At 61.4% G+C, this 22,629-nt stretch carries 22 protein-coding genes; 8 read left to right on the top strand and 14 right to left on the bottom strand.

What is annotated here, in order from left to right:
- Window positions 1–9 precede the first annotated feature (9 nt).
- The 6 genes from J5J10_RS20070 to J5J10_RS20045 all read right to left on the bottom strand — a co-directional run bounded on the left by J5J10_RS20070 (window position 10) and on the right by J5J10_RS20045 (window position 6,309).
- Entirely contained in the window at window positions 10–825 is an 816-nt protein-coding gene (locus J5J10_RS20070; RefSeq protein WP_211931459.1) for a carbohydrate ABC transporter permease, read from the bottom strand.
- A gap of 10 nt (window positions 826–835) precedes the next feature.
- Entirely contained in the window at window positions 836–1,705 is an 870-nt protein-coding gene (locus tag J5J10_RS20065) for a sugar ABC transporter permease (RefSeq protein WP_211931458.1), read from the bottom strand.
- Between the two features lie 3 nt (window positions 1,706–1,708).
- The gene (locus J5J10_RS20060; protein WP_211931457.1) at window positions 1,709–2,779 is read right to left on the bottom strand and encodes an ABC transporter ATP-binding protein; all 1,071 of its coding nucleotides are present in this window, start codon (window positions 2,777–2,779) and stop codon (window positions 1,709–1,711) included.
- Window positions 2,780–2,791: 12 nt separating this feature from the next.
- Window positions 2,792–3,874, bottom strand: a complete 1,083-nt coding sequence (locus J5J10_RS20055) for an ABC transporter ATP-binding protein (protein WP_211931456.1) — start codon at window positions 3,872–3,874, stop codon at window positions 2,792–2,794.
- Window positions 3,875–3,920: 46 nt separating this feature from the next.
- Window positions 3,921–5,429, bottom strand: a complete 1,509-nt coding sequence (locus tag J5J10_RS20050) for a glycerol-3-phosphate dehydrogenase (protein ID WP_208554096.1) — start codon at window positions 5,427–5,429, stop codon at window positions 3,921–3,923.
- Between the two features lie 97 nt (window positions 5,430–5,526).
- Window positions 5,527–6,309: a DeoR/GlpR family DNA-binding transcription regulator gene (locus J5J10_RS20045; protein ID WP_211931455.1), complete on the bottom strand. Its 783-nt coding sequence runs from the start codon at window positions 6,307–6,309 to the stop codon at window positions 5,527–5,529.
- 188 nt (window positions 6,310–6,497) lie between these two features.
- Here J5J10_RS20045 and J5J10_RS20040 point away from each other — a divergent pair, with 188 nt between their 5' ends.
- On the top strand, window positions 6,498–6,662 hold the full coding sequence (locus J5J10_RS20040) for a DUF1328 domain-containing protein (protein WP_208554098.1): 165 nt from the start codon (window positions 6,498–6,500) through the stop codon (window positions 6,660–6,662).
- Between the two features lie 71 nt (window positions 6,663–6,733).
- Here J5J10_RS20040 and guaD read toward each other — a convergent pair whose 3' ends face one another.
- The 8 genes from guaD to J5J10_RS20000 all read right to left on the bottom strand — a co-directional run bounded on the left by guaD (window position 6,734) and on the right by J5J10_RS20000 (window position 16,528).
- On the bottom strand, window positions 6,734–8,110 hold the full coding sequence (gene guaD, locus J5J10_RS20035; RefSeq protein ID WP_211931454.1) for a guanine deaminase: 1,377 nt from the start codon (window positions 8,108–8,110) through the stop codon (window positions 6,734–6,736).
- Between the two features lie 35 nt (window positions 8,111–8,145).
- On the bottom strand, window positions 8,146–9,486 hold the full coding sequence (locus tag J5J10_RS20030) for an amidohydrolase (RefSeq protein WP_249116971.1): 1,341 nt from the start codon (window positions 9,484–9,486) through the stop codon (window positions 8,146–8,148).
- A gap of 10 nt (window positions 9,487–9,496) precedes the next feature.
- On the bottom strand, window positions 9,497–10,351 hold the full coding sequence (locus tag J5J10_RS20025; RefSeq protein WP_211931453.1) for an aromatic ring-hydroxylating dioxygenase subunit alpha: 855 nt from the start codon (window positions 10,349–10,351) through the stop codon (window positions 9,497–9,499).
- Between the two features lie 13 nt (window positions 10,352–10,364).
- A complete protein-coding gene (locus J5J10_RS20020) occupies window positions 10,365–11,765 on the bottom strand; it encodes an 8-oxoguanine deaminase (protein WP_211931452.1) in 1,401 nt (466 codons plus the stop codon).
- Window positions 11,765–12,700 (bottom strand): ABC transporter permease, encoded by a 936-nt coding sequence (locus J5J10_RS20015; protein ID WP_211931451.1) that lies wholly within the window; start codon window positions 12,698–12,700, stop codon window positions 11,765–11,767. The genes J5J10_RS20020 and J5J10_RS20015 overlap by 1 nt, the downstream gene beginning before the upstream one ends.
- Window positions 12,701–12,715: 15 nt before the next feature.
- Window positions 12,716–13,765, bottom strand: a complete 1,050-nt coding sequence (locus tag J5J10_RS20010; protein ID WP_211931450.1) for an ABC transporter permease — start codon at window positions 13,763–13,765, stop codon at window positions 12,716–12,718.
- Entirely contained in the window at window positions 13,755–15,341 is a 1,587-nt protein-coding gene (locus tag J5J10_RS20005; protein WP_211931449.1) for an ABC transporter ATP-binding protein, read from the bottom strand. Before J5J10_RS20005 ends, J5J10_RS20010 begins: the two co-directional genes overlap by 11 nt.
- Window positions 15,342–15,412: 71 nt before the next feature.
- Complete coding sequence (locus tag J5J10_RS20000) at window positions 15,413–16,528, bottom strand: BMP family ABC transporter substrate-binding protein (protein ID WP_208554105.1); 1,116 nt, start codon at window positions 16,526–16,528, stop codon at window positions 15,413–15,415.
- Window positions 16,529–17,025: 497 nt separating this feature from the next.
- Here J5J10_RS20000 and J5J10_RS19995 point away from each other — a divergent pair, with 497 nt between their 5' ends.
- The 7 genes from J5J10_RS19995 (at window position 17,026) to J5J10_RS19965 (ending at window position 22,628) form a co-directional block, all read left to right on the top strand.
- Complete coding sequence (locus J5J10_RS19995; protein ID WP_211931802.1) at window positions 17,026–17,262, top strand: hypothetical protein; 237 nt, start codon at window positions 17,026–17,028, stop codon at window positions 17,260–17,262.
- 27 nt (window positions 17,263–17,289) lie between these two features.
- Window positions 17,290–18,000 (top strand): Rieske (2Fe-2S) protein, encoded by a 711-nt coding sequence (locus J5J10_RS19990; protein ID WP_211931448.1) that lies wholly within the window; start codon window positions 17,290–17,292, stop codon window positions 17,998–18,000.
- Entirely contained in the window at window positions 18,000–18,632 is a 633-nt protein-coding gene (locus tag J5J10_RS19985; protein ID WP_211931447.1) for a glutathione S-transferase family protein, read from the top strand. Before J5J10_RS19990 ends, J5J10_RS19985 begins: the two co-directional genes overlap by 1 nt.
- Before the next feature lie 56 nt (window positions 18,633–18,688).
- Entirely contained in the window at window positions 18,689–20,491 is a 1,803-nt protein-coding gene (locus J5J10_RS19980; RefSeq protein WP_211931446.1) for an adenine deaminase C-terminal domain-containing protein, read from the top strand.
- 4 nt (window positions 20,492–20,495) lie between these two features.
- On the top strand, window positions 20,496–21,428 hold the full coding sequence (locus J5J10_RS19975; RefSeq protein ID WP_211931445.1) for a LysR family transcriptional regulator: 933 nt from the start codon (window positions 20,496–20,498) through the stop codon (window positions 21,426–21,428).
- A gap of 94 nt (window positions 21,429–21,522) precedes the next feature.
- Window positions 21,523–22,023, top strand: coding sequence for a thiamine pyrophosphate-binding protein (locus J5J10_RS19970; protein ID WP_208554110.1), 501 nt, complete (start codon window positions 21,523–21,525; stop codon window positions 22,021–22,023).
- Complete coding sequence (locus tag J5J10_RS19965; RefSeq protein ID WP_211931444.1) at window positions 22,020–22,628, top strand: thiamine pyrophosphate-dependent enzyme; 609 nt, start codon at window positions 22,020–22,022, stop codon at window positions 22,626–22,628. Before J5J10_RS19970 ends, J5J10_RS19965 begins: the two co-directional genes overlap by 4 nt.
- The last annotated feature ends 1 nt before the right edge of the window (window position 22,629 follow it).

The raw sequence follows: 22,629 nt of genomic DNA, 5'->3' as shown, positions 1-22,629 counted from the left end.
GCTTCCTCCTCAGACGCGGCCCAGGGCAAAGCCCTTGGCGATGTAGTTGCGGACGAAATAGATGACGAGCGCGCCGGGGATGATCGTCAGCACACCGGCGGCGGCGAGCACGCCCCAGTCCATGCCGGACGCCGAAACCGTTCTGGTCATCGTCGCAGCGATCGGCTTGGCATCCGTGGTCGTCAGGGTACGGGCAATCAGAAGTTCGACCCACGAGAACATGAAGCAGAAGAAGGCGGCAACACCGATGCCCGATGCGATCAGCGGCATGAAGATCTTTACGAAGAACTTCGGGAAAGAATAGCCATCGATATAGGCCGTCTCGTCGATCTCCTTCGGCACGCCCGACATGAAGCCTTCGAGGATCCAGACCGCCAGCGGCACGTTGAACAGGCAGTGTGCCAGCGCAACGGCGATATGCGTGTCGATCAGTCCGAAGGCAGAATAGAGCTGGAAGAACGGCAGCGCGAAGACGGCAGGCGGCGCCATGCGGTTGGTCAGCAGCCAGAAGAACAGGTGCTTGTCGCCAAGGAAGCGGTAGCGCGAGAAGGCATAGGCCGCCGGCAGCGCCACCGTCACCGAGATCACCGTGTTCATCACCACGTAGATGATCGAGTTGATGTAGCCGTTATACCAGGACGGATCGGTGAAGATCACCATGTAGTTCCTGATCGTCGGGTTCTGCGGCCAGAGCGCGAAGGTCCCGAGGATTTCGGAATTCGTTTTGAAGCTCATGTTGACCAGCCAGTAGATCGGCAGGATCAGGAAGATGATGTAGATCGTCGGAACGAGAAAGGCGTAGCGGCTGCGGTTGTCGTGGCTCATGGTTCCCTCCTCACTTCTGCTCGGCGTCGCTGTTGGTCATGACGGTGTAGAAAACCCATGAGAGCAGCAGGATGATCAGGAAGTAGATGATCGACATGGCCGCCGCCGGACCGAGGTCGAACTGCCCCACCGCCATCTTGACCAGGTCGATCGACAGGAAGGTGGTCGAATTGCCGGGACCGCCGCCGGTGACGACGAAGGGCTCGGTGTAGATCATGAAACTGTCCATGAAGCGCAGGAGAACGGCGATCAGCAGCACCCGCTTCATCTTCGGCAATTGGATGTAGCGGAACACCGACCAGCGCGATGCGCCGTCGATCTTGGCAGCCTGGTAATAGGCGTCCGGGATCGATACGAGACCGGCGTAGCACAGCAGCACGACGAGGCTTGTCCAGTGCCAGACATCCATGACGATGACGGTGATCCAGGCGTCGACCGGGTCTTGCGTATAGTTATAGTCGATGCCGATCGCGGTGAGATAGTGGCCGAGGAGGCCGATGTCGACGCGGCCGAAGACCTGCCAGATGGTGCCGACGACGTTCCAGGGGATCAGCAGCGGCAGCGCCATCAGCACCAGGCACACCGGCACACCGAGGCCGGTCTTCGGCATGTTGAGCGCGATGAAGATGCCGAGCGGGATCTGGATCGCCAGGATGATGGCGGAGAAGATCAAGTTGCGCGCCAACGCATCCCAGAAACGGTCGGACTGAAGCATGTCCATGAACCAGTCCGTACCGGCCCAGAAGAACTGGTTGTTTCCGAAGGTGTCCTGCACCGAGTAGTTCACGACCGTCATCAGTGGGACGACCGCCGAGAAGGCCACCAGCAGCAGCACCGGCAGCACCATGAACCAGGCCTTGTTGTTCCAGGTCTTTTCCATCGGTCAGCCCCCCATGCCCACGCGCCAGGAATCGGCATAGATTCCGATTGCATCTTTCTCGAAGGTCACCTTCGCATCCGCCGGGATCGCCTCGTCTTCCGGGACCACGATCGCGAGCGGCTGTCCGCAGAAGCTCGCCCGGACGATCTTGAGCCGCCCGATATCCTCGACCTTGCCAACGCTGATCGGCATGCCTTCGCGGCCGAGCCGTACGAATTCCGGGCGAATGCCCAGCTCGACTTTCGTGGCGTTTCCGACCTCTGGCGTTCCCGCAAGCGCAATCGCTTGATCGCCGACCTTCGCCATCGCCCCATCGACTTGCGCCGGCATGACATTCATGCCAGGCGAGCCGATGAAGTAGCCGACGAAGGTGTGGCTCGGACGCTCGAACAGTTCCGCCGGCGTGCCGATCTGCACGATCTGGCCGTCGTGCATGACCACGACCTTGTCGGCGAAGGTCAACGCCTCGGTCTGGTCGTGCGTGACGTAGACCATGGTGAAGCCGGACTGGCGATGCAGCCGCTTCAACTGCGAGCGCAGCACCCACTTCATATGAGGGTCGATCACCGTCAGCGGCTCGTCGAACAGGATGGCGTTCACGTCGGACCGCACGAGTCCGCGACCGAGCGAGATCTTTTGCTTCTGGTCGGCGGTCAGTCCGTTTGCGCGCTTCTGTGCCATGCCGGCGAGATCGGTCATCTCCAGGATGTGCTGCACGCGCTGCTTGACCTCGGCCTCCGGCACATGCCGGTTGCGCAGCGGAAACGCCAGGTTATCGAACACCGTCATCGTGTCGTAGACGACCGGGAACTGGAACACCTGGGCGATATCGCGCTGCTGCGTCGGCAGGTTGGTGACGTCGACGCCGTCGAACATTATGCGGCCGTCCGACGGATGCAGAAGTCCCGAGATGATGTTGAGCAGCGTGGTCTTGCCGCAGCCCGAGGGACCGAGCAGTGCATAGGCGCCGCCATCATCCCATTCGTGATGCACTTCCTTGAGCGCGTAATCGCCGGCAGCCTTGGCCTTGGCGCTGTAGGCGTGGCGGATATGTTCGAGATTGATGCGTGCCATCCCCGCCTCCCCTTAATCCGACTCGTGACCGGCGCCGATGAGCGATCGACCGGTCTTGGTGTCGAAGGCCATCAGGTGGCGGGTGTCGAGATGAACATCGATCGTCTGGTCGGGATCGATGTCGTGAATGCCATGTGCCAGCATCACCCATTTCGATCCGGCGAATTCCAGATGGATGAAACTCTCCGACCCGGCGATCTCAGAGACCTGGGTCGAGGCGGTGAGCTTCTGTGTGGAGGGCCGCGCTTCGAGGAAAAGGTGATGAGGCTGGAACGCGAGGGTCACCGGTCCCTCCGGTATCCCGGTCAGATAGATTGGAACGGGCAGGACAGGCTGACCATCTCGCAGGAACTGGTCACCGGAACGGACGAGGTCGATGGTGTTGAGCGGCGGATCGGCGAAGGTCCGGGCGGTGGTCAGGTCGACGGGATTGCGGAACACCTTGATCGTCTCGTCGAACTGGGTGACCCGACCCTCGCTAAGGGTGGCCGTGTTGCCGCCGAGCAGCAGCGCCTCGGAAGGCTCCGTCGTCGCATAGACAAAGATCGCACCGGATTCGGCGAAGATCTTCGGCAGTTCCTCGCGCAATTCCTCGCGCAGCTTGTAGTCGAGGTTTGCAAGCGGCTCGTCGAGCAACACGAGGTTGGCGTTCTTGACGATGGCGCGGGCCAGCGCGGTACGCTGCTGCTGTCCACCGGAAAGATTAAGCGGCGTGCGCTCCAGATAGGGCGTCAGCCGTAGCAGTTCGGCCGCCTTGCGCACCTCGCGATCGATCGTAGCCTTATCCTTGCCGGCGATCCGCATCGGGGAGGCTATGTTCTCATAGACGGTGAGCGCCGGATAATTGATGAACTGCTGGTAGACCATCGCAACATTGCGCTTTTGCACCGGGAAGCCGGTCACGTCGACGCCGTCGAACATCACCGTGCCGTCAGTTGGCCTGTCCAGCCCGGCCATGAGACGCATGAGGGAGGTCTTGCCGGAGAGCGTCGGTCCGAGCAGGACGTTGAGCGTTCCCCGCCGCAACGTCAGATCGGTCGGGCGGATATGATATCCGCCACCGGCAATCTTCGACACGTTTTTCAGTTCAAGCATTCCTCGGGCCTCCCAACCCTCGGTTCGTCCCGGTTCGCTACCCGCCTCAGGCGGCGCGGCGAATACCGGCCATGTAATTTTCCAGACCCGCGGCTTCCTCGGCCGTCAGGAACAATCCCTGTTTCGTGCGACGCCAGAGGACATCTTCCGCCGTCCTTGCCCACTCCCGCTCAACAAGCCAGCGAACCTCTGCCTCATAAAGCGTCCCGCCGAAGTGCCGTCCAAGACCCTCCGCTCCGGTGACCCCAGAAAGCATCGTCGACGCGTCCGTCCCGTAACAGCGCACAAGGCGCTCGGCGTGCCTGTCTCCGATAAAAGGATATTTGCCGAGCAGGAACTTCACCTGCTCTGCGTAGCCATGCACTGAAAAATCGCCACCCGGCAGCTTGCTTCCAGCGGTCCACGGCGCGCCCTTCGCGCCGATCGCCTCAGCGATTTTCTCCAGAGCATGTTCCGCAAGCCGCCGGTACGTTGTGAGCTTGCCGCCGAACACATTGAGCAGCGGCGCATCGTCCGTCTGCTCCAGTTTCAGCACGTAGTCGCGCGTCGCCTCCTGCGCCTTCGAGGCACCATCATCGTAAAGCGGACGAACCGCCGAATAACTCCACACGATGTCGGAAGGACGTATCGGCTCCGAGAAATACTCGCTCGCGGCATTGCAGAGGTAGTGAACCTCTTCGTCGCTGATCTTCACATCCTTGGGATCGCCCTTGTAGTCGCGGTCCGTCGTGCCGATCAGCGTGAAGTCGTTTTCGTATGGGATCGCAAATATGATCCGGTTGTCCGGATTCTGGAAGAAATAGGCACGCGGATCGTCGAACTTCTTGCGGACAACGATATGCGACCCCTGCACCAGGCGCACATTGTGGACGTTGTTGCGGCCGAACGTGCCCGTCAGAACATTATCGACCCATGGACCGGCGGCATTGACGAGCATGCGCGACCTGACGGTAGACATATCCCCGTCAGCGTGCCGCATGGTGATGATCCAAAGACCGCCATCGCGGCGCGCCGAGGTCACCATGGAGCGGCTATGGATGACCGCGCCGCGATTTTCCGCATCGCGCGCGTTCAGAACAACCATGCGGGCGTCATCCACCCAGCCGTCCGAATACTCGAATGCCTTGCCGAACACAGGCTTGAGAGGCTTGCCCGCGGCATCGCGCTTCAGGTCCAGCGTCCTGGTCGGCGGCAAGAGCTTGCGACCGCCCAGGTGATCGTAGAGGAAAAGACCGAGGCGGATCAGCCAGGCTGGCCGGATGCCGCCCTTCTGGTATGGGAGCACAAAACGAAGCGGCCAGATCACGTGCGGCGCCATGGCCCACAGCACTTCGCGTTCCATCAAGGCTTCCCGCACGAGACGGAATTCATAATGCTCGAGATAGCGAAGACCGCCGTGAATGAGCTTGGTTGCGCCTGACGACGTACCCGAAGCGAAATCGTTCATTTCAGCAAGAGCGACGGAGTAGCCGCGACCGGCAGCATCCCGCGCTATACCGCATCCGTTGATGCCGCCGCCAATAACGAAAAGATCGAAAATCGTACCGTCCGACATGTCGCTCCACCCATTTCGCATTGCAACATATCACGCAAATGCGAAAGACAATATTATCTAAAACGAAAGAAAATCGAATGTCAAACGAATATCCGACTCATCCTATGTCGAGGATATCAGCAGAAGTTTCAACCAGTCGCACGTCGCTGTCGGCGCAGATCTGGCGGATCGCGTCTACCGGACAGTGATCCGTGATGAAGGTGTGGACCTGGGAAACATGGCCGATCCTGACAGGGGCGGTTCGCTCGAACTTGGAGGCGTCGGTTACGAGGATCACATGTCGTGCATTGGCAATGATGGCCTGGGCAACCTTCACCTCGCGAAAGTCGAAATCGAGCAGAGCCCCGTCCTCATCGATAGCGGAGACGCCGATAACGGCGAAATCGACCTTGAACTGGCGGATGAAGTCGACAGCCGCTTCGCCGACGATGCCGCCGTCAGACCCTCTGACAACGCCGCCGGCGATGACCACTTCGATCGATGGAAACGTCCTCAACCTGTTGGCTACATTGATGTTATTTGTGATAACCATCAATTCGTGATGGTCTTTCAGCGCATCTCCGACAGCCTCCGTGGTGGTACCGATATTGATGAACAAAGAGGAATTGTCGGGAATGATGGCGGCGGCAGCCCGGCCAATTGCCTGCTTTTCGGCGGCGGCCATCGAGCGCCGCGCCTCGTATTTGACGTTTTCGTTGCCGGTCGGAAATACCGCTCCGCCATGGATGCGGGTAAGCGACCGGCTGTCGCAAAGATCGTTCAAGTCCTTGCGGATTGTCTGTGGTGTCACTTGAAACCGCGCGGCCAGTTCCTCCACCAGAACCCTGCCCTCGGCCTTGGCGATCGCCAGAATTTCCATCTGCCTTCCGCTGAAGTGCATCGCTCCCTCATTTTTCGTTTTTCTTCGATCTTACGGGAAAACGAAAATGCGGCAAGCGAAATAGAAAATTCAAGGACGAGCATCGACCAAAGAAATTTCGAGCCCGGTTTCAGCACGCCCGACGGCCTTATGGAACAAACCTGCGTTGACGTCGTTTTCCTGTCGAAATTCATCAAGGAGGCAAGACAATGCTCTATTATGCACTGGTATTCCTGGTCGTGGCGCTGATTGCAGGCGCTCTAGGCTTCGGCGGCATCGCAGGCGCGTCCGTCGGTATCGCGAAGATCCTGTTCTTCGTCTTTATCGTCCTGTTCCTGCTGTCGCTGGTCGGCGGTTTCTTCCGCCGGGCATAACGCCCACAAGTTCCCTGCCCCGATCCACACGAAACACCCGGTCTCCAGCCGGGTGTTTTCGTTTGTCGCGGCTAGTGTCGTCTGGTGGACACCTGCATGCCATCGACCCAGACATCGGCGATATTGGCCTTGGATGCGGTGAAGACGATCTTCTGCAGAATGCCATCTCCCTGATCAAACTCCTCCCACAGCCTCATCGAGCCTTGTGGTGCTCTGGTATCCACGACGACGGCATCAAACCGGTAGCCGGGTGCAAACTGGCCGACCGGAAGGTCGAGTGCCCTCGCACCGCCGACTGTCGCGATGTGGAAGGCAATCCGGAAATCGACGCGCGCCGAGGTCCCGCTTGCCCTGAGATTGGCTGGTCGCTCCGGATCGACCCCGCTTTCCAGCATTCTCGACACGGTGATCGCCGCGCGACAGTTTTCCAACATCGATGCGCTGGGGCCGCCGGAAATATCCGTGCCGAGGCCGACATGGAGCCCCTTCTCCAGCGCCGCGCGCAATGGAAAGACGGCGCCAGCGAAATAGGCATTTGATAATGGGCAATGTGCGACCGCCGCCTCGCGGACCCTGATCTGTTCCATATCGGACGAAGTTAGCAGATTGGAATGCGCCAGCATCGTGTGCCGGCCCAGCAGGCCGAAACGATCGAGGCTTTCGGTATCGGTCATCCCGTGGCGCTTCAGCACATAACCGTGCTCCCAGTCGCTTTCCGAGCAATGGGTCTGCACATGGCAGCCACACTCACCGGCAAGCGCGCCGAGTCCTTCCAGAGTCGCATCGGTGCAAGAAGGGATGAACCGTGGGGTAACGACGGGATTGACCCGTCGCGTCTTGTTGTCCGGATGCGCCCGAACGTAGTCGATCAGCGCACGCGTGCCGTCGATCGCTTCGTCCGACGAGGCATCACGGTAGTAATCCGGGCAACTGTCGGGATTGTCCATCGCGACCTTGCCGATAAGGGCGCGCTGACCCTTCTCCAGGCATGTATCGACGAGGACACGCGTCGCGTCCTGATGCACGGTGGCGAAATAGAGCGCCGTCGTCGTGCCGTTCGCAATCAGATCCTCCACCAGCAGCGAATAGGCACGTCGCGCGAAGGCGATGTCTGCGTACCGCGCTTCCAGCGGAAAGGTGTACTTCTGCAGCCAGACTTCCAGGGGAACGTCGAGCGCGGTGCCCAGTTGCGGATATTGGGGCGCGTGTACGTGGCAGTCGACGAAACCCGGCAGAAGATAGGAGCCTTCCGGCAGCCGCTCCAGGCGCCCCTCGTCGACCGCTTGCGTCTTCAAGGTGTCGTATTCTGCATCACCCGGCCGAACCACCGAGCGAATGACACCGTCCGCATCCACGTCGATCAGCACATCCTCGAGAACGTCGATCTCTCCCGCCACCGGCGCATGAAAGCCGGAGGCCAGAAGAACGGTGTCGCGTATGTCGGTCATGCGCACTCCATACGAAATCCAAAGCCGTACCGGCTCTAAAGGCTGCGGTTCCGCAGAGCCAGCGCCGCCTCGCGGAAACGGCTCCGGATTTCCGGCTCGTCCACCCCGGCCACCTGCCGGTCCTCCATAAGGATCCGGCCGTCGCAGATCGTCGTCACCACATCATCGGCGCGCGCGGAATAGACGAGCGCCGCCGCGACGTCGTAGACCGGTAGGCAATGCGGCTTGTCGACATCGACGATAATTACGTCGGCCTTCTTGCCCGGCGCGAGCACGCCGGTCTCGGGCCGGTTCATGGCCTTCGCCGCCTCGCAGGTGGACATCTCCAAAAGTTCGCGCGTTTTCAGGAACTCGACGTCATGGGTCTTGTCCTTGTGGATCATGCCCGCGAATTTCATTTCCTGGAACATATCAAGCGTGTTGTGGCTCGCCGGACCGTCGGTCGCCAGCCCGACCGTGATGCCTGCCTCGCGCACGCAACGCAGCCGCAGTGTCCCGGAATCGAGCTTGGCGTTGCAGCAGGGGCAGTGTGCGATCTTCGTTCCCGTTTCCGCGAGAATCCGGATGTCGGTATCATCGAGCTGCGTGCAGTGCGCTGCCGTCACATCGGGTTTGAGAAAGCCGAGATCGTTGAGCCACTGCACCGGACGGGTGCCGTAGGTTTCAGCCACATAGGCAATCTCCTGTTGCCCCTCCGACAGGTGCGTGTGAATGGCGAGCCCAAGGGCGTCGGCCACCTCGCGCACCTTGCGGAACATCTCCTGCCCGCAGGAATAGGGCGCGTGCGGAGAGAGCGCCACGTGGATACGATCGTTACCGCTGCGGTGATGAGCCGTAACCTTGTCGTCAAACCGGTCGAGCGCCTTCCAGGCCCAGTCCTTCACATCGGCATAGACGCCACGGTCGGCGAAACCGTAGCCGAGCGTCGCGCGGAGCGGCACCTTTTTTAACGCCTCTGTCTGCGGCGTCACGGAATAGGCGTCGAAGTGCTCGTTGAAGGTCGTCATGCCTGATTTCACCATCTCGACCAGCCCCATGAGGCTCGCCCAGTAAAGCGTTTCCGGATCGAAATTGCGCTTGAGCTTCCACATGGTGCCCAGCCATTCGAACAGCTGCACATCCTCCAGCAGGCCGCGCAGCAGCATGTTGGAGGCGATATGGGTGTGGCAATTGACGAAGCCCGGCATCACGACCCGACCACCGGCGTCGATGACCTTTCCTGCGCCGGCGAGATCGACCTCCGCTGCCGCACCGACGGCGAGGATGCTGTCGCCCCGGATCGTCAGGCTGCCCTTTTCGATCATGGCGGACCCACCCATCGGCAGGATTGTCGCGTTGACGATGGCGATATCCGGCCCGGCGGCGATCTGCTGCATCAAGACATTCTCACGCTGCCATTATCGACGTGCCGTAGGTCACGCCCTTTTCCTTCAGCCACCGGCGATAGGCGATGGAGGAAGCGTCGGCGCGCGTCGGGATTTCCTTGCGCGGCTCCATCGGTAGGAGGACCGGCCGCTGGTTTTCCAGGATGATACGGTCCTGCAGGAAGATCAGTTGCTGGAAGTGGACAAGTTCCGTCGTCGTGGATTCGTCGTCGATCAGGTACATTACCGGATGGGCGCGGCAACAGTCCGGATCGAGCGGCTGAACGAACAGGCAGATCACGTCCCAGCGATTGGCAGAGTTCGGACAGGTCTTGTAGAGCAGCGTCGTGAACGGGGTCATGACCCGGTAGATGTAGTCTGTCATGATGCCGTCCTTCGCCGAAAGTGCGGCCTGCGGCTGGAAGAACTGGCAGTTGGTGGCCCAGACCTCATCGACGTCGCGACGGATCTCGGCATTGTAGTGCATCACCTCGGTATTCGGCTCGGCGCCAAGAATATCCGTGTGCACGAAGGGAAAATGAGCCATGTCGAGGAAGTTCTCGACGATTCGCAGACCGGATGCCTTGACCGTAACTGCACCGCAGTTGACGTGACGACGATCGGTTTCATCCGCCTCCGGAAGCTGAAAGATCTCGCCCGCCGGTTGGCCGACGGTCGTCCAGAGGAAACCGAAGCGGCGTCGGATCGGCAGCGGGCCATCGATACCCTCGGCGGTAACCGTTATCTTGCCATCCGGCGCGCGAACCACCGTCAGCTCGTATCCGAGCAGGCGATTTGTCGACCGACCGAACGGGATCAGCGTTTCGGTGTCGATGGGATACCATTGGTCGAGAGAAGCTCTGTCCGTCGCTTTCATGGGGACTGTCCTTCTATTGTTCGTAGATACGGTGCATCACCGCTTCATGCCTGTCGAGCAGCCGTTCGACATCGAGCGAGACAAACTCGCCCTTGTCGATGATCTTCCGGCCATTGATGAAAGAATAGTCGACCTTGAACGGCCCGCACATGACGAGCGCCGCCAGCGGATCGCGCTGCGTGCCGGAAAGGCCGAGCTGCTTCAGCTTTACCGCGATGAAATCGGCGCTCATGCCTGGCGCGAGATAACCGATATCGTCGCGGCCGAGGATATTCGCCCCGCCACGCGTCGCCATGGTCAGCGCCTCGCGGGCCGACAGAGCAGACGGCGTGCCGCCGAAACCGCCGCGTCCGCCGGGGGTCTCCGACAGATATTTGTTCGGCGCCACCCGCTGCAGCATCATCGCAAGCCGCGCCTCCATGAACATGTTGGAGGTATCGTTCGAGGCCGAACCATCCACACCGAGACCCACTGGCACGCCCTTGTCCAGCATCTCCCGGATCTTCGCGATCCCCTGTCCGCAGCGCATGTTGGCCGAGGGACAATGGGCAGCGCCAGTTCCGGTGGAGGCAAACAGGTCGATCTCTTCGGACGTCATGAAGATCGAATGCGCGAACCAGACATCGGAACCGAGCCAGCCGACGCTTTCGGCAAAATCGACCGGGCGCATCTTGTAGATATCGTGGCAATAGACCTCTTCGAACAGATCTTCCGCCAGATGAGAATGCAGATGCACCCCGCCGTGCGAGCGCGCCAGTGCCGCAGCGTCTTTCATCAGCCCAGGCGTTACCGAAAACGGCGAGCAGGGTGCGAGGATGATGCGGCTCATCGAATGCCGGGAATTGTCGTGGTAGGCGGAAATCAGACGCTCCGCATCCTTGAGGATATCCTCCTCCTTCTCCACGCAATTGTCCGGCGGCAAGCCACCCTGACTTTGGCCGCGGGACATCGCGCCCCGCGCCGCGTGGAAGCGAAGCCCCAGATCGGCCGCCGCGTCGATGGTCGCATCCAGCGTGCAGTTGTTGGGGAGGATATAGAGATGGTCCGAACTTGTGGTGCAGCCCGACGCGATGAGTTCCGCCATCGCCATGCGAGCCGAAACGCCGATTGCGTCGTCATCAAGGTTCGACCAAATCGGATAAAGCGTCTTCAGCCAGACAAGCAGTTCGTCGTCCTGCACCATTACCCTAGTGAGGTTCTGGTACATGTGGTGATGGATGTTCACCATGCCGGGCATGACGATATGGCCGGACAGATCGAGAACCTCGTCTGCCTCTGTGCGTTCGAATTCCGCTGTCGTTCCGACCGCCTCGATCACGTTGTCGCGGATCAGTATCGCCCCGTTTTCAAGCTCGCGCGCTCCGTCGTCGAAGGTCGCGAGATGGGCGATGTTCCTGACCAGCAGCGTTCCCATCAGCGAACGCTCCGGTAATACGGCTCACCGAGTGCGGCGGGTGCTGCCATCAGGCGACGCATGCGCTGCCAGGCGATAACAGGGACGATGATGAAGGCGATCGTTCCGAGATACGGAAGCATCGACAGGAAGGCCGGCGCGATGGCCCAGCCACGGGCCTGGCCGACGAAGCCGAGTGCCGTGATGAAGCCGAACAGTAGGCCCGACAGTGCCGCCGGGATCGGCCGGTAACCGGCGAAGATCACAAGAGCCACCGCGATCCATCCGCGCCCGGCGACCACGCCATCGGACCAGGAGGGCACGAAAGCGAGCACCAGGTAGGCCCCGGCACCGGCGGCAAGCGCCGACCCGGCCGCGACATAGCCGAAGCGGATCAGGCCGACCGGAATACCCGCCGCATCCGCCGCCGCCGGATTTTCGCCAACGGCCCTGAGGTTCAGCCCGTGACGCGTGCGGAACATCAGATAGGAAAGGCCGAACGGCAGGATGATATAGATAAGGTAGACCAGAATGTTCTGGCTGAAGAAGGCCGGCCCGAGGATCGGGATCTGCGACAGGATCGGGATCTCGACGCCCTGGAAAGTAACCGGCACCGGCATGCCGGAGTAAGCCTTGCCAATGGTCTGTGCCAGACCGGTTCCCATCAGCGTCAGCGCGAGACCGCAGAGAACCTGATTGGCTCTCAGGCTGACCGTGGCGAAGGCGAATAACGAGCCGAATAGCGCCCCGACAACCAACGCGGCAATAAAACCGAGCAGCGGCGAAGGGATCGCAACCACGGTCGCAACCGCGGTCACCGCACCCATCGCCATCAGGCCTTCGGCACCGAGATTGACGACGCCGACGCGCTCGGCGAGCACCTCTCCGATGGCAGCCAGCGCCAGCACGCCGCCCGCGAGAAAGGCCGTTGTGAAAAGACCGGTCAAGAGATCCATGGTCGTCTAGCCCTCTCAGGTCTTGTCTTTGACGATGCGGTAGTAGGAGAGTTCATCGCCGATCGCGGTGAGGAACAGGATCAGTCCGGTGATGGCGAGAACCGTCGATGTCGTCAGCCCCTGTGTCTGCAGGATGATGCCGGAATTCAGGATGAAGGCCATCAAGGCACCTGCGAAGATAACGCCGATCGGCGACCCCCGCGCCAGAACGGCCACCATAATGCCGAGATAGCCGTAATTATTGGAAATGCCGCCCTGCAGACGATGCACCGTGCCGGCGATTTCCAGCATGCCTGCAACGCCCGCGATCGCGCCGGAAAGCAGCATCACCGTGATCAGATGCTTCTTCGCCTTGATGCCGGCGTATTTGCCGGCCGACGGATTTGAGCCGATGAGGCGAACCTCGTATCCCCACTTCGTAAAGCTGAGTACCACAGCCATGACGACCGCAAGCGCCACGGCGATCGGCAGACCCCAGTGAACTAGGCCCCAGAACTCGGGCATCTCGGCCGGAATGCGCGGCGTTGCGGAGTTGGCGACACCGCCACGCTCGCGCCAGACGTCGGTGGAGACGTAGAAGACGAGAAGGATGGCGACGAAGTTGAGGAGCAGCGTGGTGATCAGCTCGTTGACGTTGGCATAGGCTCGCGCCAGCGTCGGCACGAGGATCCAGACGAGCCCGCCGAAAGCCCCGGCCACGAACATCGCGATCAGGCTCCATGCATCGGGCAAGGGAATGAAGAGCCCGACCGCAGAGGCTGCAAACGCGCCAGCATAAAATTGTCCCTCCGCACCAATGTTCCATGCGCCGATCTGCTGCGCGACGGTCACCGACAATCCGGTTAGAATCAGCGGTATGACCAAGAGGCCCAGATCTTCCATGCCGAAGGAAGAGCCAAACGACGAGTTGACGACCTGCCAGCCGAGTTCGAGCGGGTTCTTGCCGGCAAAGGCGAGAATGATACCGGCAAAGACGAGCGCCAGCGCGATCGCGGCGATCCGGGCACCGACCGCCATGCCGGGATGCGAGGATGGAAGGCGCTGAAGGCGGAAGTTATTGGCCATGGGACACCCCGTGCGCGATCTGGCTCCGGCCACCCATCAGTAGGCCGATCTGCTCGATATCGACATTGTCGTTCTTCACGACACCCATGATCTTCCCTTCGTAGAGAACTGCTATCCTGTCCGAGAGGTTGAGCAACTCCTCGAGTTCCTCCGAGATCAACACAATCCCGGCACCGGCGTCGCGCAGCTCGACGATGTAGCGCAGCATGGTGTTGATCGCCCCGACATCGAGGCCACGGCTCGGATAGGCCGCGACGAGCACCTTTGACGCCACGCGCATCTCGCGCCGGGCAACCAGACGCTGCTGGTTGCCGCCGGAGAGGTTGCGGATCGGCATGCCGAAATCCGGGATTGCTACCTCGGCCGCAGCCGCGATCTCCCTTGCAAGTGCAGTCGCAGCCGCAGGCTTGTAGAGCCCGCCACTGCTGACGGGTGGCTTCACATATTCCCGCATCACCGCATTGACCGCGATGCTGAGCGCCGGCGCAAGGCCGCTGTGAAGTCTGTCTTCCGGGATATGGCCGATGCCGCGAGCGACAAAATCGGCGGCATCCGCTTTGGTGATGGCCGTTCCCTCAAGAAGGATGCGGCCGGATGAGGGCGCGCGTGTTCCGGTCAGCACATGGGAGAGTTCGCGCTGGCCATTACCGGCGACCCCGGCAATACCGACGATTTCGCCTGCATGAACGGCGAGATCAATGTCCGAGAGGGCCAGATGGCCCGCATCGTCGAGAACGTCCACCGCTTCGAGTTTGAGGATCGGTTCGGCCGACACAGGTGCCGCACCGGCCGGTCGTTCGCGCATATCTGCGAGCACGATATCGCGACCGACCATCAGCCGGGCGAGTTTCGCGGGGGTACAGTCGGCGGCAAGCTCTGTCGCCACCTTGCGCCCCTGTCGCAGAATGGTGATGCGGTCAGAAATCTCCAGAACTTCGTCCAGCTTGTGCGAGATGAAGATCACCGAATTGCCGATCGATACGAAATCGCGCAATGCCTTGAAAAGTTCCCGCGCTTCGGCCGGCGTCAGCACGGCGGTCGGCTCGTCGAGGATCAGCACCTTCGCCTTGCGGGCAAGCACCCGCAGGATCTCGACGCGCTGTTGCTCGCCCGTCGAAAGATCGGACACCCTTGCGGCCGGACGGGTCTGCAGATTGAATTTCGCGGCAAGCTCGGCTGTACGGGCCTCCAGCAAAGCGGCGGACGCCCGACGCGGCGTCTCGCTCCAGCCGAGATGGATGTTTTCAGCAACGGTAAAAGCCTGCACCAGCTTGAAGTGCTGGTGTACCATCCCGATCCCGGCGGCGATCGCCTGCAGAGGAGACGAGAATTCCTGTCGGTATCCGTCGATGATGATCTCTCCGGCATCCGGCTGGTAAATGCCGGTCAGGATGTTCATCAATGTCGACTTGCCGGCGCCGTTTTCCCCCAGCAGCGCATGAATTTCACCGGGCTGCACGTCGACGTCGACATCGGCATTGGCGATCACGCCGGGGAAGTATTTCGCGATACCTTTAAGCTGGACGAGCGGGGGAGTGCCTGACGGCGCCACGTATCGGTTCGGGCCTTCGATCATTCGCAATACCGTTGAGGGCTGTCATTTGAGGGGAAGGCCTTCGTGGCCTCCCCCGTTTCGCGCAAGTTGGATCAGAGGCCGGTGACGCCTTCGACCGACCAATCCCAATTGTAGAGCTCGAGTTCGGTCATGCGCTGGCCTGCGGCGACCTTCACATTGCCCTTCGAGTCCTTGAGTTCGCCCTCAAACGGCGACCAACCGCCCATGATCTTGGCGCGAACCTCGTCAGCGGCCTTGCCGACCTCGGCAGGAACCTTCTCGCCCCAGACGTCGCGATCGACACCCTTGCCCATCTCGAACAGGTTTTCAGTCGGCACCCATTCGCCGGCGAGACGCTTCCGCACCTGGTCGACGTAGAAGTCCTTGAAGTCGATGATGATCGAGGAAACATACGAGTTCGGGCCGTAGCGACGGATGTCCGTGTTCCACATCGCGGCCCAGACGCCACGCTTCTCCGCAACCTGCAGGTAGCCGGCTTCGTCCATGATACCGAACAGGAAGTCGCAACCGTTGTCGATGAGCGCAGTGCCGGCCTGGGTAGCGGCCTGCGGATCGAACCAGGAGTTGATGACGATGGTCTGCAATGTCGCTTCCGGATTGACGGTCCGCGCGCCCATCAGGAAGGCGTTTGTCGAGGCGTAGACCGAGGCGACCGGGAAGGAAGCAACATAGCCGAGCTTGCCCGTCTTCGACAGGTGACCGGCGGCGACGCCGAGTACGTAGGTCGGATACCAGTGGGCCAGATAGTACCAGCCGAGATTATCCATCGTGACGTGGCCGTTGCACTCCATGAACGCGACTTCAGGAGCGCGACGGACGACTTCATGCAGGAAGTCACCGTTCGACGATGTGTCGAAGATCATGTTGGCGCCTTCGGAGACGAACTGGCGATAGGTGCGCGTCGCGTCAGCCGAGTAGGGAATATTCTCTACTTCAAGAACCTTCTTCAGGTTCGGGAACGCCTCCTTTACCGCGAGCAGCCCCTGGTGATGCGACCAGGTCCAGCCTTCGTCGGTGATCGGACCGACATGGCCGAAGCCAATGACGGCATCTTCTTCCTTGATGGCAGCCAGCGGCGTGGCGGCGAAGGCGCGCGACGTCAGTGCGCCCGGCAGCATCAGCGATGCGGAGCCGGCGGCAGCCATGTTCAGGAAGCCGCGGCGGGAGAGGTTACGCAGGTCGATCATGATTTCCCCTTCTGTTCTGAAATTGCGACGCAGGTTGCTCCCCGCCGTCGCGTCGGCCATCGATTAAGCAGGCAACTAGCGTGCCAACCCGTTTTGAGGGGTTTTTGGCATGCTGGTCCGCCGAAGCCTGCCAGCCGACGGAACCTTCAAGGCATTCTCGCCGGGTATTACCGGACAGGCTGCGCACGCGGAGCAAACGCGCCGCGCTACACCGTGTTGCGATGCAAAACCCTGGCGATAAGGCAATCTTCCAAACCGGATATGTTCCGCATAGACGGATATTGTGGATGATAGCGGTGCGCAAAAGGCAACAAGTTAACAAAAAAATCCGCTTGAATTTCGCAAACGCGAACGCTTAGAATGCTCAAAATGACATCAAGTCTATTTTTTAGGCAAATGCCCCGATTAGAGCGGACCTTGCGCGTGCAAACCTTTGCTCCCCAAACGTCGTCGACATCCTGTCCCTTCTCTAAAGCGGAGCGGCGGGCGTGACGGATATGATCGCCGACTTCACCTTCAAGGGGAACCTCGTTTGCGAGAGCTTCCTGGGATTTGCCCGCCACCGCGCGGCGCGGCTCGATTTGCAACTGGACATCGCCCGCTGCGACGACGCGTCGGCGCGCATGAGCGTGACGGGTGCCGAAGCTCTGGTCGACATGTTCGAAATGGCGTGCAGCCTGGGCCCCTATGATTGCCTGATTACAGATATTGAGCGCACCGACCGCTCAAGCTGAATTGGACCTGTTGCGAAGGAGTTGGAAATGACCGAGCACGGCTGGATACCGGTGGCACTGTCCGCCTCAATAGAGGCCGGAACCTCTGCCGGAGCGGTGATCGACGGCGCCGAGGTGGTGGTCTGGCGTGACAACAAGAACGCCGCACATGTGTGGGAAGACCGATGTCCCCATCGCGGCATGCGCATGAGCTTCGGCTTCGTGCGCGGCGACCACATCGCGTGTCTCTACCACGGCTGGGCCTACGATACGGCTGGCCAGTGCCAATACATTCCGGCCCATCCGGATCTGGAAGTTCCGAAGACCATCAAGATCCCGACCTACTCGACCGTCGAGAAGAACGGGATCATCTGGACCGCGCTCGCGGAGGGCGCCGACATCGCCGGCGTTCCCGATGTGGCGGCTGACGCAACACCGGTTCGCAGCCTATACGTCGACTGCACGCCCGCGACGGCCTTCGCGGCACTGAAAACGACCTCGCTCCCGCAACCCTCGGGACCCGCAATTCCTGCCGCTCTCGACGCCGTGCTGCACAATTGCTGGCGGCTGACTGCCGGCAACACAGAGGTTCTGATCGCCTGTCAGTCGATCGGCAACAACAGGACCGGTCTTCATATCGTCCTGCTGGGCGCGACCGCGCATACGGCGGCGCTGCGCGCACCTCTCGCCCGGTGGGCGGAACAGCTGCGCCACGCGCTGGAGAACTCGGCCACGCCCGCCATGGCGGAGGTCGCCTGATGGCCGCGATAACTCTCTACAATTACGAACTCGAGGACAGCTGCTACCGGGTCCGCTTGCTGCTGAAGATGCTTGGCCTCGAATACACAACATTCGCCGTCGACATGGTTCCCGGCAATGAACACAAGTCGCCGCCGATGCTGGCGCTCAATCCCCTCGGCGAGATTCCGATCCTGACCGATGGCGAGCTGACGCTTTATGGAGCGGAGGCCATCATGACCTATCTCGCCGGCGCCTACGATACGTCCGGCACCTGGTTGCCCAAGCAGCCCTCCCATCTGGGCCAAGTCATGCAATGGCTCGCCTTTTCCGCCGGACCGCTGAAGGCAGCCATGACGGCACGCCAGGTTTCGCTCTTCGGGCTGCCCGGTGACTTCGAGACGCTGAAAGCGCAGAGCCGCAAGGCGTTCCGGATCATGGACGATCACATGACGCTTCGGCAGATCGACGCCAAGGACTGGTTCGTCGGCGATGGCCCGACGCTCGCCGATCTGACGCTCTTTCCCGCCTTTGCGCTCAGTCGCGACTACGGCATCGACCATGACGAATTCCCGGCGCTGCGCATCTGGATCCGCCGGTTCCGCGCCCTTCCGGGTTTCATCACCATGCCCGGAATCCCGGACTATCACTGATATCCGTGTGGGCCGACCGTACCGGCCTGCCTCCATAAAGAGAGAAGGACCCCCACATGGCGCTGACCCGTTTCTCCGTCGCACCGCTCTCCGGCATGACCCGCACGCTCGCGGGTGTCGCGTCCGGGCGAATTTCGCCCGATCTGGTTATCACCGGCGCGAGGGTCCTCTCGACCTATTCCGAACGCATCCTGCCAGATCGCGAAGTCTGGATTTCGGGAGGCCGCATCGCCGCCGTCAAACCGGCCGGAACGTACAGAAACGGCACAGCCAGGCTCTATGACGCCAAAGGCGGCATCATCGCGCCCGGCCTCGTCGATCCGCACATCCACATCGAGAGCTCGATGGTAACGGCCTGCGCCTACGCGGAGGCAGCACTGCTGAACGGCACCACGACCATCTTCTGCGACAGCCACGAGATCGGCAACGTGATGGATGTCGCCGGCGTCGAAGCGATGCTGGAGGATGCCCGCCACGCACCGCTCTCCATCTTCCTTACCGTGCCCTCGACGGTACCGGCCACCTCGCCGGAGCTGGAGACCGCAGGTGGTGATCTGACACCCGACAAGATCGCGGCCCTGTTCGACAAATGGCCGGAAGCCGTGGCGCTCGGCGAGAAGATGGATTTCGTGCAGGTCGCCATGGGCGACGAGCGCAGCCATGCCTTCCTTGCCGCAGCGCTGTCGCGCGGTCGCCCAGTCTGTGGCCATGTCTACGGCCGCGAATTCGTCTCGGCTTACGCGGCGTCAGGCGTAACCGATACCCACGAAGCGATCGACCGCGACATCGCCGACGACATGCTGGAGGCCGGTATCTGGCTATTCCTGCGCGGCGGTCCGCCGACCACGCCCTGGCATTCGCTGCCGGAAGCCATCAGGACCGTCACGGAACTCGGTGCCTCGCACAAGCGCATCGCGGTGTGCACCGACGACCGCGATGCCGACGACCTCCTGACCTTCGGTCTGGACTGGGTGGTCCGTGAAGCAAAGCGGGCCGGCATGACGCCGGAGCAGGCCTGGGCGATGGGCTCCCTGCACGGCGCGACCCGCTACGGCATGGAAGGCGAGATCGGCGGCATGGGCGGCAGCCGCCGCGCTGACCTCGTGCTGCTCGACGACGATCTTAATCCGGTCAGCACCTGGTATGGCGGCGAACTGGTCGTCGACCAGAAGAAGATCACGCCCGTTCTCGACGAAGCGCTTTCGAACCTCTGGCGCTATCCGGAAGCCGCCTATCATACGGTCAAGCTGCCGAAGGCGCTGAAGCTCACGCCCGAACTCCCGACGGAAAAGGTCACGGTCAATACCATCAAGACCGAACTTCCAGGCATCATTCTCGGCCACGTGAAGATGGAACTGGAGCCTGCCAACGACTGGCAGACCCATTTCGATCGCCACGGTCTCTGCTTTGTCACGGTTATCGAGCGTCACGGCAAGTCGGAGGGCAACGTCGCCTTTGGCCTGCTTTCAAACTTCTCGCTGAAGAGCGGCGCGGTCGCCTCCTCCGTCGGACACGACAGCCACAACATCATCATCGCCGGCACCAACGAAGCCGACATGCAGGTGGCGCTGCGAGCCATCGAGGAACATCAGGGCGGCGCCTGCGTCGTGCAGGACGGGAAGGTGACAGCCATGGTGCCGCTTCCGATCGCAGGCCTCCTCTCGGATAAGCGCGTTCACGAGGTGGCGAAGGAAGTGCAGGCGCTGAAGGTCGAGTGGGAGAAGGCCGGATGCACCATTCCCTACATGGGTTTCAACCTCATCCCGCTGTCGGTCATCCCGGAAATCCGCATCACCGACAAGGGTCTGGTGACCGTTCCGCAGATGGAAATCGTGCCGCTCTTCGACGCGGCGGAGTGAAAGCATGGACCCGTATCGCCTCGGACTTGTCGCCACCCGCATCCACTATTTTCAGCTGGTGGCGCGGATGGGATCAATCCGGCAGGCCGCGCTGACGCTGAACGTAGCCCCCTCTTCCGTGAGCCGCATCCTACGGCAGCTTGAGGACGAGTTGGGAACGCTGCTGTTCGAGCGAGTTCGCCAGCGTCTCAAGCTGACCTCGGCCGGTGAGCTTTTGCTTTACCACGCGCGGGTCAGCCTGTCGGAACTCAACCGTGCCTGCAACGAGATCAACGACCTGCACGGACTCCACCGCGGCACGGTGTCGATCGCGGTCGTCGAGAGCGTCGCCCGCGGCCTGATGCCGTCCGCGCTTGAGGCCTTCTGGAGCAAGCACCCCGGCATTACGGTGGACGTCAAGGTCATGGGCTCGCAGCAGGCGATGACCGCCGTCAGCGACGGGGACTGCGATCTCGCCGTCGTCTTCGATGTTCGCGTGCCCCGCACGCTCCGGCGGATCGCAACCGCATCGCTACCCCTCGGCGTGCTCGCCCTTCCCGGCTCCGAATTCGCCGACCGCAGGGAACTGAAGCTGTTCGATCTGGCGAATGCGCGCGTGATCCTCTCGGATTCGAGCCTAATGCTCGGGACGTCCGTCGAAGAAGCCTTCAACCGCTCGCTCGTCGACCTCACGCAACGCTCCCGCACGAACTCGATCGGCTTGATGGTCGATCTCGCGAAGCGCGATCTAGGAACGGTGCTGCAGACGCGGGTCGGCATAGAGCAGGAACTTGCCGACGGCGTGCTGCGCTTCGTGCCGCTCCGCGACGGGCGCCTCCCGCCCCGCAAGCTCATGCTGCTTTCGCGTTCGGAAAAGGAAACCTCGGACGCCTCGTCAGCGCTCGGCCATCTGCTGGAGCAGTCGATCATTCGCTTGAACGAGCAGAGCGGCATTTGACGATGTTGCGCAGGATGCAACGATATCGTCAAAAACAACCTTCTATTCGGAACAAGTTCGATTTGCTTTCCTCACCCGGAAACGAGGAAATGCCATGAAACAGTCATCCGTAGACGCCGTCATCCGCGGCCTCAAGAAAGCGGGAGTAAGCGTCGTCTGCTACCTTCCCGACTCGCTCTTCAAGGAGCTTTATCCGGCGCTCGACGCCGATCCAGATATCCGCACCATCCGCGTCACCAACGAGGGCGAGGGTGCTGCGATCTGCGGCGGCGTGTTCCTTTCCGGCAAGCGCGCTGCGCTGGTGATGGAAAATTCCGGCCTGCGCGCCTCCGTCGAGCCACTCGCCCGCATGGGCCTCGGCGCCGGCATCCCGGTCGTCATGCTCATGAGCTATCGCGGCGAACTGGGTGAGAACAACTGGTGGGCCATCCCCCATGGCATCACCATGGAGCCGGTGCTCAACGCCTTGCGCATCCCCTACCGGGTCGTTCGCGAGGAGGACGAGATCGAGCAGTCGATCGTTGATGCCTACAACTGGTCCTACAACGCCTACTATCATTCGGCCATCGCGCTTGGCGGGAGTATCGTCCGATGAAACGCTACGACTGCATGAAGCTTTTAGCCTCGCGCCTCAATGACGAACTCGTCATCCTCTCGCTCGGTGCCTCCGTCGACGAATGGTACAACGCCGCACCGCACATGCGCGAGGCGAGCCTGTTCCAGCAACAACTCGGCTGCGTCACGCCCCAGGCCTTCGGCCTTGCGGCCGGCCTTCCCCATCGCAGGATCATCTCGCTCGATACCGACGGCGGCATGATGTTCAATCTCGGCATTCTAGCGACCCTCGGCAATGAACAGCCGAAGAACCTGTTCACCGTCGTCTGGGACAATGAGTGCTATCAGTCGATCGGCGGCCCGCCGACCCACACCGCCTTCGGCCGCGTCGACATCGCCGCGATCGCCCGTGGCGCCGGCGTCGACAACGCCTACACCGCCCGAACCCTGGAAGAATTCAAAGCCCATTGCGAGGCCGGCCTCAAGGCCGACGTGCCCTACATCGTCGTCGCCAAGGTGGCGGGAACGGTGCAGCCGGACATTAAGCGCAAGCACTCCGACGGCCGCGAGGACAAGTACATCTTCGTCCGCCATGTCGAGGCCACCGAGGGCATCGTCATCATGGGTCCGAGCGAGCATAACTGAC

Origin of the sequence: Ciceribacter sp. L1K23, from assembly GCF_018122705.1 — a bacterium.
Taxonomy (GTDB): Bacteria; Pseudomonadota; Alphaproteobacteria; order Rhizobiales; family Rhizobiaceae; genus Allorhizobium.
The sequence above is the reverse complement of the archived record's forward strand: the minus strand, read 5'-3'. Positions and strand labels throughout refer to the sequence as shown.

Coding starts and splice junctions, on each gene's coding strand:
- J5J10_RS20070 (WP_211931459.1), bottom strand. CDS start 825: ATGAGCCACGACAACCGCAGCCGCTACGCCTTTCTCGTTCCGACGATC.
- J5J10_RS20065 (WP_211931458.1), bottom strand. CDS start 1,705: ATGGAAAAGACCTGGAACAACAAGGCCTGGTTCATGGTGCTGCCGGTG.
- J5J10_RS20060 (WP_211931457.1), bottom strand. CDS start 2,779: ATGGCACGCATCAATCTCGAACATATCCGCCACGCCTACAGCGCCAAG.
- J5J10_RS20055 (WP_211931456.1), bottom strand. CDS start 3,874: ATGCTTGAACTGAAAAACGTGTCGAAGATTGCCGGTGGCGGATATCAT.
- J5J10_RS20050 (WP_208554096.1), bottom strand. CDS start 5,429: ATGTCGGACGGTACGATTTTCGATCTTTTCGTTATTGGCGGCGGCATC.
- J5J10_RS20045 (WP_211931455.1), bottom strand. CDS start 6,309: ATGCACTTCAGCGGAAGGCAGATGGAAATTCTGGCGATCGCCAAGGCC.
- J5J10_RS20040 (WP_208554098.1), top strand. CDS start 6,498: ATGCTCTATTATGCACTGGTATTCCTGGTCGTGGCGCTGATTGCAGGC.
- guaD (WP_211931454.1), bottom strand. CDS start 8,110: ATGACCGACATACGCGACACCGTTCTTCTGGCCTCCGGCTTTCATGCG.
- J5J10_RS20030 (WP_249116971.1), bottom strand. CDS start 9,486: ATGCAGCAGATCGCCGCCGGGCCGGATATCGCCATCGTCAACGCGACA.
- J5J10_RS20025 (WP_211931453.1), bottom strand. CDS start 10,351: ATGAAAGCGACGGACAGAGCTTCTCTCGACCAATGGTATCCCATCGAC.
- J5J10_RS20020 (WP_211931452.1), bottom strand. CDS start 11,765: ATGGGAACGCTGCTGGTCAGGAACATCGCCCATCTCGCGACCTTCGAC.
- J5J10_RS20015 (WP_211931451.1), bottom strand. CDS start 12,700: ATGGATCTCTTGACCGGTCTTTTCACAACGGCCTTTCTCGCGGGCGGC.
- J5J10_RS20010 (WP_211931450.1), bottom strand. CDS start 13,765: ATGGCCAATAACTTCCGCCTTCAGCGCCTTCCATCCTCGCATCCCGGC.
- J5J10_RS20005 (WP_211931449.1), bottom strand. CDS start 15,341: ATGATCGAAGGCCCGAACCGATACGTGGCGCCGTCAGGCACTCCCCCG.
- J5J10_RS20000 (WP_208554105.1), bottom strand. CDS start 16,528: ATGATCGACCTGCGTAACCTCTCCCGCCGCGGCTTCCTGAACATGGCT.
- J5J10_RS19995 (WP_211931802.1), top strand. CDS start 17,026: ATGATCGCCGACTTCACCTTCAAGGGGAACCTCGTTTGCGAGAGCTTC.
- J5J10_RS19990 (WP_211931448.1), top strand. CDS start 17,290: ATGACCGAGCACGGCTGGATACCGGTGGCACTGTCCGCCTCAATAGAG.
- J5J10_RS19985 (WP_211931447.1), top strand. CDS start 18,000: ATGGCCGCGATAACTCTCTACAATTACGAACTCGAGGACAGCTGCTAC.
- J5J10_RS19980 (WP_211931446.1), top strand. CDS start 18,689: ATGGCGCTGACCCGTTTCTCCGTCGCACCGCTCTCCGGCATGACCCGC.
- J5J10_RS19975 (WP_211931445.1), top strand. CDS start 20,496: ATGGACCCGTATCGCCTCGGACTTGTCGCCACCCGCATCCACTATTTT.
- J5J10_RS19970 (WP_208554110.1), top strand. CDS start 21,523: ATGAAACAGTCATCCGTAGACGCCGTCATCCGCGGCCTCAAGAAAGCG.
- J5J10_RS19965 (WP_211931444.1), top strand. CDS start 22,020: ATGAAACGCTACGACTGCATGAAGCTTTTAGCCTCGCGCCTCAATGAC.